6 protein-coding genes and 3 rRNA genes are annotated in these 11,815 nt (G+C 62.8%); all 9 read right to left on the minus strand.

Going from position 1 to position 11,815, the window contains the following annotated elements:
- Positions 1-22: 22 nt before the first annotated feature.
- The 9 genes from recN to KV396_RS00625 all read right to left on the minus strand — a co-directional run bounded on the left by recN (position 23) and on the right by KV396_RS00625 (position 11,780).
- Positions 23-1,705, minus strand: a complete 1,683-nt coding sequence (gene recN / locus KV396_RS00585) for a DNA repair protein RecN (protein ID WP_247956513.1) — start codon at positions 1,703-1,705, stop codon at positions 23-25.
- Positions 1,702-2,616 (minus strand): NAD kinase, encoded by a 915-nt coding sequence (locus KV396_RS00590; RefSeq protein ID WP_247956514.1) that lies wholly within the window; start codon positions 2,614-2,616, stop codon positions 1,702-1,704. Before KV396_RS00590 ends, recN begins: the two co-directional genes overlap by 4 nt.
- Complete coding sequence (locus KV396_RS00595; protein WP_247956515.1) at positions 2,613-3,410, minus strand: TlyA family RNA methyltransferase; 798 nt, start codon at positions 3,408-3,410, stop codon at positions 2,613-2,615. The genes KV396_RS00590 and KV396_RS00595 overlap by 4 nt, the downstream gene beginning before the upstream one ends.
- Positions 3,407-3,580 carry a hypothetical protein gene (locus KV396_RS00600; RefSeq protein ID WP_247622030.1) on the minus strand — a complete coding sequence of 58 codons (174 nt, stop codon included), beginning with the start codon at positions 3,578-3,580 and terminating at the stop codon, positions 3,407-3,409. Before KV396_RS00600 ends, KV396_RS00595 begins: the two co-directional genes overlap by 4 nt.
- Positions 3,581-3,655: 75 nt before the next feature.
- Entirely contained in the window at positions 3,656-4,693 is a 1,038-nt protein-coding gene (locus tag KV396_RS00605) for an HAD-IIA family hydrolase (protein ID WP_247956516.1), read from the minus strand.
- Positions 4,694-5,590 (minus strand): hypothetical protein, encoded by an 897-nt coding sequence (locus tag KV396_RS00610; RefSeq protein ID WP_247956517.1) that lies wholly within the window; start codon positions 5,588-5,590, stop codon positions 4,694-4,696.
- Positions 5,591-6,518: 928 nt separating this feature from the next.
- Positions 6,519-6,635: ribosomal RNA gene (gene rrf, locus KV396_RS00615) — 5S ribosomal RNA — on the minus strand.
- Positions 6,636-6,743: 108 nt separating this feature from the next.
- Positions 6,744-9,847 (minus strand): 23S ribosomal RNA (locus KV396_RS00620).
- Positions 9,848-10,258: 411 nt separating this feature from the next.
- Positions 10,259-11,780: ribosomal RNA gene (locus KV396_RS00625) — 16S ribosomal RNA — on the minus strand.
- The 16S, 23S and 5S rRNA genes sit together here, the layout of an rRNA operon.
- Positions 11,781-11,815 lie beyond the last annotated feature (35 nt).

Consider the following 11,815-nt stretch of genomic DNA (forward strand, 5'->3'; position numbering starts at 1 on the left):
GGCTTCTATCCTAACAGTTCGTTCAGCGACCGAGGCTGAGTAGTTCACGGGCGTGGGTCAGTGCGGCGTCGGAATCGGCGAGTCCGGAGAGCAGACGAGCCATCTCCGCCTCTCGATCCGCACCGTCGAGCCGCCTCACATTCGAGGCGGTGACTGCTCCGTCGTTGGACTTCACGACGGACAGGTGGTTCGTGGCGAATGCGGCGACCTGGGCGAGGTGCGTCACGGCGATCACCTGCGACTTCTCTGCAAGCCGGGCGAGTCGCCGCCCGACCTCGATCGCCGCTGCGCCGCCGATGCCGGCGTCGACCTCGTCGAAGACGAAGGTCGGCACGGGATCGGTCGCGGCGATGACGACCTCGATCGCCAGCATCACACGGGAGAGCTCTCCTCCCGAGGCGCCCTTGGCGACGGAGCGCGGTTCGGCGCCGGGATGCGGGGCGAGCAGGATGGCGATGTCGTCACGACCATGGGTGCTCTCGGACCCCGTCGATACCGCAACGGCGAGACGCGCATCCGGCATCGCCAGCGCATGCAACTCGTCGGTCACGGCGGCACCCAGACGTTCGGCTGCCTCGGTGCGCGCCGCGGTGAGACGATCCGCTGCGGCATCGAGCTCCTCACGGGCGGCGTCGCGTTCGGCCAGCAGTCGCTCGAGGCGGTCGTCATCGTCGTCGAGCTCGGCGAGCCGGGCCGAGCCCGTCTGCCACACCTCGAGCGCCTCATCGAGGGAGCCGTGCGCACGGATCAGGGTGCCGAGGGCGGCACGCCGCTCTTCGACGGCCGCGAGCTCGTGCGGACCGGACTCGTCGAGGTCGGCCAGGTACGCGGAGAGCAGACCGGCGACATCGGTCAGGCGGTAACCGATGTCGGCGAGGCTCTCGGAGATCGCCGCCAGCTTGGCATCGGTCACCCGCTCAAGCACGCGTCTTGCCTCGGCCACCAGAGCAGAGGCGTCGGGCTCCCCCTCTTCGTTCGAGAGCGCCCCATGGGCGACGGATGCCGCGAGCCGGAGCTCTTCGGAATTCGCGAGGCGCTCCGCCCGTTCGGCGAGTTCCTCGTCTTCCCCCGCCTCGGGCGCCGTCGCCTCGATCAGGGCGAGCGCCTCCCGCAACCGGGTCGCCTCGTCGGCGCGGCGGTCGCGATTCTCGCTGATGTCGGAGATCTCGGCATCCAAGGCCCGCCAACGCTCGAACGCAATGACGTAGGTCTGGAGTGCGGATGCGATCGGCGCTCCACCGAAGCGGTCGAGCGCGTCGCGTTGAGCGGCCGCGGATCGCAGCCGCAGCTGCTCGGACTGGCCGTGGACCACGACGAGCTCGTCGGCGAGCGCCGAGAGCACGCCCGCCGGGGCCGCTCGTCCGCCGACGCTCGCGCGACTGCGCCCTTCGGCGCTCAGCGTGCGCGACACGTAGAGCTCGGAACGACCTGCGCCGGCCGGCTCGAGTTCGCCACCGGCATCCGACACGATCTCCGAGACCGGTCCGGTCTCGGGCACGATCCATACGCCGGCGACGGATGCCTGGGCGGCCCCCGCCCGCACCGCGCCGGAATCAGCGCGCTGACCGAGCAGCAGCCCGAGGCCGGTGACGACCATGGTCTTCCCCGCACCGGTCTCGCCGGTGATCGCCGTGAACCCGGGACCCAGCGGCAGCACGGCATCATCGATGACGCCGAGTCCCTGCATCCGCATCTCTTCGATCACGACGGCACCTCCTGCCCTCTCCATCCTTCGACCGGGAGCTGGAACTTGCGCACCAGGCGGTCCGTGAACGCGGTCGGGTGAAGACGAGCGAGTCGCACGGGCCGCGACGAGCGGCGCGCGACCACTCGCGCACCCGGCGGAAGTTCATGGGATCGGCGTCCGTCGCACCAGAGGATGCCGGAGCCGTCCGTACGCTCGAGCATCTCGATCGCGACGGCGGCGTCGGGGCTGACGACGAGAGGCTTGGCGAACAGCGCGTGCGCCGAGAGCGGCACGACGGCGATCGCTTCCACACTCGGCCAGATCACGGGACCGCCGGCCGAGAAGTTGTACGCGGTCGAGCCCGTGGGGGTCGAGATCACCATGCCGTCGCAGCCGAAGCTCGACAGGGGCCGCCCGTCGATCTCGAGCACGACCTCGATCATGCGCTCCCGGCTCGCCTTCTCGACCGTCGCCTCGTTGAGCGCCCAGGTCTCGTAGACGACCGCGCCCGCCGCATCCTTGACGCGCACCGACAGGGCCAGACGCTCTTCGACCTCGTAGTCGCGAGCGATCACGCGCCGCACGGCGTCGTCCATATCGTCACGGTCGATCTCGGCGAGGAAGCCGACGTGGCCCATGTTGATGCCGAGGACCGGCGCCCCGGTCTCTCGCACGAGCTCGGCCGCCCGCAGGATCGTGCCGTCCCCGCCGAGCACGATCGCGAGCTCGAGTGTTCCGGGATCGACGGTGGTGCCCAGCTCGGCGACGTCGGCGAAGAACGCGTCGACCGCGGCGAGCTCGGAGCGGTCGTCCGACGCCAGCACAGGTCGCGCGCCCGCACCGCGCAGGGATTCGATCACCCGCCGTGCAGCCGCGACCGTGTCGGCGCGACCGGCGTGGGCGACGACCAGGATGCTGCGCTCGTTCATCGTCCTCCTGCCAAAGCGTTGATGCGATCCAACCATTCTGTCGGATTGCTACCGCGCCCCGGCGCGAGATGGACGAGGTATTCGGAGTTGCCGTGTGTTCCGAGAATCGGGGAGGGAAGGATGCCCAGCATCGCGAGCCCCGCGTCCCACGCGCTCCACACGGTTCGCGCCACGGCATCGGCGCGAGTCGCCGGGTCGGTGACGAGTCCACCGCGCACCGCGGTGCGACCCACTTCGAACTGCGGCTTCACCAGGAGGACGATGTCTGCCGTCGGGGCTGCGACTCCCGAGACGGCCGGGAGCACGAGCTCGAGGGAGATGAACGAGAGATCACCGACGATGACATCGGGCAGCGCCTGTTCCCCGGTCGCCTCCGCGAGATTCTCAGGAGTCATGTGGCGGACGTTGTACCCCTCGACCGAGACGACACCGGGGTCAGCCTCGATCGAAGGCGCGAGCTGGCCGTGCCCGACGTCGACCGCGAGGACTCGACGAGCACCGCGTTCACGGAGCACCTGGGTGAAGCCGCCGGTGGATGCCCCCATGTCGAGGGCGAGACGCCCATCGACGCCGACATCGAAGCCGTCGAGCGCGGCGATCAGCTTGTGCGCGGCTCTACCGACATAGTGATCGGCGCCTGCGATCGAGATCTCGGAGGAGTCCGTCACCGCGGTGGACGCTTTGACGACGGGCGTGCCGTCGACCGACACGAGTCCTTCGGCGATCAGAGTGGCGGCGTGCGTGCGCGAACGAGCGAGTCCCCGCGCGGCGAGGGTGGCATCGAGGCGCGTCATCGTGTCGGCGTCTCCCGGGGGTCGAGTTTCGCCCCGCTCTCGAGGCGTCGGGCGAGGTCGTCGTGCAGCGCCGAGTAAGCGTCGGCGCGCGCAGGCAACGGCTGTCCTTCGATCAGACGCAGCCGGCTCCACAGACCGTCGGTCGGGGTGCTCGTCTTATCTTCGCTCACGGATTCCACTGTACGCGGCGCCTCGGACAGCGGCGGTCGCCACGGCGCAGGCGACGAACCGGGCACCGGTTGCGATCAGGGACGGTGGAACGGATCGTCGTAGAGGTGCTCGGGCACCCGGAGCACGAACACCGGGGTTCCCGACGCCCAGATCGCTGCTGCTCCCGCCCGAAGCAGATCGATCTGCTCCCCGCCGTCGGCGACGATCTCGACATCGGCGCCGCGCACGCGCACCGCGGCCCCGTTCACGTGGAAGACGCCATCGCGCTCGACGGTCGCAGGGTACGGCTGGTGCAGCTCCCGAAGGTCGCTCACGATGAACGTCGGGCGCGATCCCTCTGGGGCCGCCAGAACATGCTTCGGGCGGTCAATGCCGGTCAGCACGAGCACGGAGTCGATGCCGACGCGATTGGCTCCCATGATGTCGGTGTCGAGCCGATCACCGATGAAGAGCGCCCTCTTCGCGTCGAAGCGCGCGATGGCCTCGTCGAAGATCGGCGTCTCGGGCTTTCCGGCCACGGTCGCGAGCCGACCGACCGCCGTGTGCACTGCCGAGACGAGCGTGCCGTTGCCCGGGGCGACGCCCCTCTCACGCGGGATCGTCCAGTCGGTGTTGGTGGCGATCCAGGGGATGCCACCCTCGTCCTCCGGCAGCTGCAAGGCGAAGGATGCTTCGGCGAGATCCGTCCAGGCCACCTCGGGTGCGAAGCCCTGCACGACGGCCTGCGGAGAGTCCTGCGCGCTGCGGGTGACGGTGTATCCGGCTTTCTGCAGCTCGTCGACGAGGCCGTCTCCCCCGACGACCAGAATCGTGGCGGGAGCGGGGACGATATCGGCCAGAAGCCGCATCGCCGCCTGAGGGCTGGTGACCACGTCGTGCGGCGCGACCTCGAGACCGAGGCTGGTCAAGTGGGCAGCGACCGACGCATCCGTGCGGGACGCGTTGTTGGTGATGTACCCGAGACGCACACGACGTGCCGCTTCGTTCAAACTGTCGACGGCGTACGGAAGGGCCCCGGGACCGGCGTAGACCACACCGTCGAGGTCGGCCAGGACGGTGTCGACCCCGTCGAGCGGGGTCACTGCCGCGCGCTTCTTGGAGAACAGCGCCACTCAGGCCCCCGGCGTCTCGGCGTCGTCGTCGGACTCGCCGAGGAGCTCGCGCACCTCATCCTCGACGGACGGCTCGGCGTCCACGGCATCCGACTCGGGAACCGAGTCTTCTGACGCTTCGGACTCCGAAGTCGCTTCGGCGGCGGTCTCGTCCTCCGTATCGGCGTCCGCGGCGTCGTCATCGAAGTCGCCCTCGATGAGGCCGTCCTCGATGAAGATCTCCTCGTCGCCTGCCTCGTCGATACCGAGTGCTTCGGCGGCGACCTCCGCGCGGTGCGCCCAGAACGCCGCCTCGTCGTCACGACCGAGATCCTCGAGCACGGCGGCGCGGGCGGCGAAGAGTGCCGGGCTCCACTCGAAGGCGCGATCGGGGTCGAGTTCGGGAATCTCGAGTTCACCGAGAGCGAGTTCGAGGTCGCCCTGGTCGAGACGAGCACCCGACATCGCGATCGCCAGCGCGACCCGCACGGGAGTCGCCAGCGTGGAACGGTCGACGGAGCGTCCGGTCTCGAGCGCACGGTCAGGACGACCGATGCCGCGCTCGCTGTCGACCATGAGCGCGATCTGGTCGTCCTTTCCGGAGATACGACGGAAGGTACGAAGCTCGCGCAGCGCCAGGGCGAAGTCCTCGGTCGCGTAGGCCGTGATCCCGAGGGTTTCACGCACGATCGCGATACGTCCGGCGCTCCGCGACGCGGCGAGGGCGTGCTCGTGTGCCAGCGCGGGGTCTTCGTCGATGAGTCGCGACGCCATCGCGAGATGACGAGCGACGTGCTCGGCGTTCTCCTTGCTCAGCGTCTTGAGCTCATTGCGCGCGGCGCCATTGAGATCCCGCGCGGTGACCTCTTCGGGGATCTGCGGCTCATCGAAGCGAGGACGCTCGTTCGTCGCCTGCACAGGACGCTCACGCCCCGCTCCCCCGCGCTGCGGGTAAGAGCGGCCGGCGCCGTTCCCTTCGCGGCGGGGCGCGCGGTCGCGATCGTATCCGCCTTCGCGACGGGGAGCACCACCGTCGCGGTTGTACCCGCCCTCACGGCGCGGGGCACCACCGTCGCGGTTGTAGCCGCCCTCACGACGCGGCGCGGAGCCACCATCACGGTTGTAGCCCCCCTCACGACGCGGAGCACCGCCCTCGCGGTTGTACCCGCCTTCACGACGCGGGGCACCACCATCACGGTTGTACCCACCTTCACGACGAGGGGCACCACCGTCGCGGTTGTAGCCACCTTCACGACGCGGGGCACCACCATCACGGTTGTACCCACCTTCACGACGGGGAGCACCGCCATCGCGGTTGTACCCACCTTCACGACGAGGGGCACCACCATCACGGTTGTACCCACCTTCACGACGAGGGGCACCACCGTCACGGTTGTACCCGCCTTCACGACGCGGGGCACCACCGTCACGACGAGGAGCACCACCGTCACGGTTGTACCCGCCTTCACGACGCGGGGCACCACCCTCACGGTTGTACCCACCCTCACGACGCGGAGCAGAACCACCATCACGGTTGTAGCCGCCCTCACGACGCGGAGCACCACCATCGCGGTTGTAACCGCCCTCGCGACGGGGCGCGGAGCCACCGTCGCGGTTGTAGCCGCCCTCGCGACGCGGAGCAGAACCACCGTCGCGGTTATAGCCGCCCTCGCGGCGCTGCCCCCCTTCGCGATAGTTCGGTCGTCCGCCGGAAGGGCGCTCGTTGCGGGCTCCGCGGTCGTTGTCGCGACGCGGGCGGCGCTGGTCGTCTTCCGGCATGATGATTCCTATCCCTGTAAACGCAAAATGGCCACCCAGCATTGGGTGGCCATTTTACTTAAAAGAAGTCCGGCGGTGTCCTACTCTCCCACAGGGTCCCCCCTGCAGTACCATCGGCGCTGTGAGGCTTAGCTTCCGGGTTCGGAATGTAACCGGGCGTTTCCCTCACGCTATGGCCGCCGAAACACTATTGATGTTTCAATCAAACACATAACAAAGTCATTGTTGTTATGCGGTTCTCGACCGTACATCGAGAACCACTCAGTGGACGCGTAGCACCAACAAACGGTGTGTTATCAAGTCATCGGCTTATTAGTACCAGTCAGCTGCATGCATTACTGCACTTCCACATCTGGCCTATCAACCCAGTAGTCTGGCTGGGAGCCTCTCACCCGAAGGTATGGAAATCTCATCTTGAGGCCGGCTTCCCGCTTAGATGCTTTCAGCGGTTATCCATCCCGAACGTAGCTAATCAGCGGTGCTCCTGGCGGAACAACTGACACACCAGAGGTTCGTCCAACCCGGTCCTCTCGTACTAGGGTCAGATCCTCTCAAATTTCCTACGCGCGCAGCGGATAGGGACCGAACTGTCTCACGACGTTCTAAACCCAGCTCGCGTACCGCTTTAATGGGCGAACAGCCCAACCCTTGGGACCTACTCCAGCCCCAGGATGCGACGAGCCGACATCGAGGTGCCAAACCATGCCGTCGATATGGACTCTTGGGCAAGATCAGCCTGTTATCCCCGAGGTACCTTTTATCCGTTGAGCGACAGCGCTTCCACAAGCCACTGCCGGATCACTAGTCCCGACTTTCGTCCCTGCTCGACCTGTCAGTCTCACAGTCAAGCTCCCTTGTGCACTTACACTCGACACCTGATTACCAACCAGGTTGAGGGAACCTTTGGGCGCCTCCGTTACTTTTTGGGAGGCAACCGCCCCAGTTAAACTACCCACCAGGCACTGTCCCTGAACCGGATTACGGTTCGAAGTTAGATATCCAGAGTGACCAGAGTGGTATTTCAACAATGACTCCACATGAACTGGCGTCCATGCTTCAAAGTCTCCCACCTATCCTACACAAGCCACACCGAACACCAATACCAAGCTGTAGTAAAGGTCACGGGGTCTTTCCGTCCTGCTGCGCGTAACGAGCATCTTTACTCGTAATGCAATTTCGCCGAGTTCGCGGTTGAGACAGTTGGGAAGTCGTTACGCCATTCGTGCAGGTCGGAACTTACCCGACAAGGAATTTCGCTACCTTAGGATGGTTATAGTTACCACCGCCGTTTACTGGGGCTTAAATTCTCAGCTTCGCCTTACGGCTAACCGGTCCTCTTAACCTTCCAGCACCGGGCAGGCGTCAGTCCGTATACATCGTCTTGCGACTTGGCACGGACCTGTGTTTTTAGTAAACAGTCGCTACCCACTAGTCTCTGCGGCCTCCAAACGCTTTCGGAGCAAGTCCTAATACGTCGAAGGCCCCCCTTCTCCCGAAGTTACGGGGGCATTTTGCCGAGTTCCTTAACCACGATTCTCTCGATCTCCTTGGTATTCTCTACCTGACCACCTGAGTCGGTTTGGGGTACGGGCGGCTAGAACCTCGCGTCGATGCTTTTCTTGGCAGCATAGGATCATCCACTTTTTATCCGCATCGTGTCTCAGCCTATGTGAACGGCGGATTTGCCTACCGTTCGGCCTACGCACTTGCACCAGGACAACCATCGCCTGGCTTGGACTACCTTCCTGCGTCACACCTGTTAATACGCTAACCGCACCAGAATGGGGTCGTGCGCTAGGCCCAACGCTTCACCCCGAAGGGATCCGTCAGTGGGATTCAGACACTTAGCACTACTGGATTAGCTTGGGCGGTTCTTCGCCGGTACGGGAATATCAACCCGTTGTCCATCGACTACGCCTGTCGGCCTCGCCTTAGGTCCCGACTTACCCAGGGAAGATTAGCTTGACCCTGGAACCCTTGGTCTTTCGGAGGACGTGTTTCTCACACGTCTTTCGCTACTCATGCCTGCATTCTCACTCGTGTAGCCTCCACGGCTGGTTTACACCGCCGCTTCGCTGGCCACACGACGCTCTCCTACCCATCAACACGGCTGGACCACGAAGGCCTACCAATAATGTCAATGCCACAACTTCGGTGGCGTGCTTGAGCCCCGTTACATTGTCGGCGCGGAATCACTTGACCAGTGAGCTATTACGCACTCTTTCAAGGGTGGCTGCTTCTAAGCCAACCTCCTGGTTGTCAAGGCAACTCCACATCCTTTCCCACTTAGCACGCGCTTTGGGACCTTAGTTGGTGGTCTGGGTTGTTTCCCTCTCGACTATGAAGCTTATCCCCCACAGTCTCACTGCTGCGCTCTCACTTACCGGCATTCGGAGTTTGGCTGACGTCAGTAACCTTGTAGGGCCCATCGGCCATCCAGTAGCTCTACCTCCGGCAAGAAACACGCAACGCTGCACCTAAATGCATTTCGGAGAGAACCAGCTATCACGAAGTTTGATTGGCCTTTCACCCCTATCCACAGCTCATCCCCTCAGTTTTCAACCTAAGTGGGTTCGGTCCTCCACGACGTCTTACCGTCGCTTCAACCTGGCCATGGATAGATCACTTCGCTTCGGGTCTAGGACATGCGACTGAATCGCCCTATTCAGACTCGCTTTCGCTACGGCTACCCCACACGGGTTAACCTCGCCACATATCGCTAACTCGCAGGCTCATTCTTCAAAAGGCACGCTGTCACAGCTACTAAGGCTGCTCCAACGGTTTGTAAGCAAACGGTTTCAGGTACTATTTCACTCCCCTCCCGGGGTACTTTTCACCTTTCCCTCACGGTACTTGTCCGCTATCGGTCATCTGGGAGTATTTAGGCTTATCAGGTGGTCCTGACAGATTCACACGGGATTTCACGGGCCCCGTGCTACTTGGGATACTCTTCGCGCCAAGAGAGGCATTTCGACTACGGGGTTGGCACCCTCTATGACCGGCCTTTCAAGACCGTTCGTCTATACCTTCTTGTAACGCCGCCACCTCGGCAGAGATGACTGAAAAGTCCCACAACCCCCAACGTGCAACGCCTGCCGGCTATCACACACGCTAGGTTTAGCCTGATCCGGTTTCGCTCGCCACTACTAACGGAATCGCGGTTGCTTTCTCTTCCTGTGGGTACTGAGATGTTTCACTTCCCCACGTTCCCTCTACCCGCCCTATATATTCAGGCGGGAGTCACTAGGTCGGCACGCCGCCCAGCGGGGTTTCCCCATTCGGACACCCTCGGATCAAAACTTGCTTATCAGTTCCCCGAGGCTTATCGCAGATTGCTACGTCCTTCTTCGGCTCCAGATGCCAAGGCATCCACCGTTTGCTCTTAAAGACTTGAAATCACATGAGTTTGAATCAGAATCGACACCAGGCCCGAAAGCCTGGCATGAAATTGACTAATGATCTTTAAGATCATCTTGTGCAACCAGCTCGAAAGCCGGCTGCAAGATGCTCGCGTCCACTGTGTAGTTCTCAAAGTACGGGCGGTACCCCATCCAGCAACCCCACACGGGGGAAACCAGAAGAGGCCCAGAGGTACAGAAACGATCCGAAGATCGCATCCGGTCCCTCAGGACCCAACAGCGTGCAGGCACCGGTCCCCTCACCCCACTCTTTCCAACAACCGAAGTTGCGTACTCGACCAGAGATCAGATCTCGATGCCATGTCAAATGTTCCACCCATGAGCTCCCAGCGAAGAACATGTGCCTTCGATCTGGGTTCTGGACTCCGAAGAGTCAGATGCTCCTTAGAAAGGAGGTGATCCAGCCGCACCTTCCGGTACGGCTACCTTGTTACGACTTAGTCCTAATTACCGATCCCACCTTCGACGGCTCCCTCCACAAGGGTTAGGCCACCGGCTTCAGGTGTTACCGACTTTCATGACTTGACGGGCGGTGTGTACAAGACCCGGGAACGTATTCACCGCAGCGTTGCTGATCTGCGATTACTAGCGACTCCGACTTCATGAGGTCGAGTTGCAGACCTCAATCCGAACTGGGACCGGCTTTTTGGGATTCGCTCCACCTCGCGGTATTGCAGCCCTTTGTACCGGCCATTGTAGCATGCGTGAAGCCCAAGACATAAGGGGCATGATGATTTGACGTCATCCCCACCTTCCTCCGAGTTGACCCCGGCAGTATCCCATGAGTTCCCACCATTACGTGCTGGCAACATAGAACGAGGGTTGCGCTCGTTGCGGGACTTAACCCAACATCTCACGACACGAGCTGACGACAACCATGCACCACCTGTTTACGAGTGTCCAAAGAGTTGACCATTTCTGGCCCGTTCTCGTATATGTCAAGCCTTGGTAAGGTTCTTCGCGTTGCATCGAATTAATCCGCATGCTCCGCCGCTTGTGCGGGTCCCCGTCAATTCCTTTGAGTTTTAGCCTTGCGGCCGTACTCCCCAGGCGGGGAACTTAATGCGTTAGCTGCGTCACGGAATCCGTGGAATGGACCCCACAACTAGTTCCCAACGTTTACGGGGTGGACTACCAGGGTATCTAAGCCTGTTTGCTCCCCACCCTTTCGCTCCTCAGCGTCAGTTACGGCCCAGAGATCTGCCTTCGCCATCGGTGTTCCTCCTGATATCTGCGCATTCCACCGCTACACCAGGAATTCCAATCTCCCCTACCGCACTCTAGTCTGCCCGTACCCACTGCAGGCCGGAGGTTGAGCCTCCGGATTTCACAGCAGACGCGACAAACCGCCTACGAGCTCTTTACGCCCAATAATTCCGGATAACGCTTGCGCCCTACGTATTACCGCGGCTGCTGGCACGTAGTTAGCCGGCGCTTTTTCTGCAGGTACCGTCACTTTCGCTTCTTCCCTGCTAAAAGAGGTTTACAACCCGAAGGCCGTCATCCCTCACGCGGCGTTGCTGCATCAGGCTTCCGCCCATTGTGCAATATTCCCCACTGCTGCCTCCCGTAGGAGTCTGGGCCGTGTCTCAGTCCCAGTGTGGCCGGTCACCCTCTCAGGCCGGCTACCCGTCGACGCCTTGGTGAGCCATTACCTCACCAACAAGCTGATAGGCCGCGAGCCCATCCCCAACCGAAATTCTTTCCAGACGCAGACCATGCGGTCACGTCACATATCCAGTATTAGACGCCGTTTCCAGCGCTTATCCCAGAGTCAGGGGCAGGTTGCTCACGTGTTACTCACCCGTTCGCCACTGATCCACAGAGCAAGCTCTGCTTCACCGTTCGACTTGCATGTGTTAAGCACGCCGCCAGCGTTCATCCTGAGCCAGGATCAAACTCTCCGTAAAAAAGAAATGCATACCACCCGGGGAAAAACCGGGAA

Origin of the sequence: Microbacterium galbinum, from assembly GCF_023101185.1 — a bacterium.
In the GTDB taxonomy this organism is placed as follows: Bacteria; Actinomycetota; Actinomycetes; order Actinomycetales; family Microbacteriaceae; genus Microbacterium; species Microbacterium galbinum.

Excerpts from the sequence above, each read along its gene's own strand:
- KV396_RS00590 (WP_247956514.1), bottom strand. The coding sequence starts at position 2,616 with ATGAACGAGCGCAGCATCCTGGTCGTCGCCCACGCCGGTCGCGCCGAC.
- KV396_RS00595 (WP_247956515.1), bottom strand. The coding sequence starts at position 3,410 with ATGACGCGCCTCGATGCCACCCTCGCCGCGCGGGGACTCGCTCGTTCG.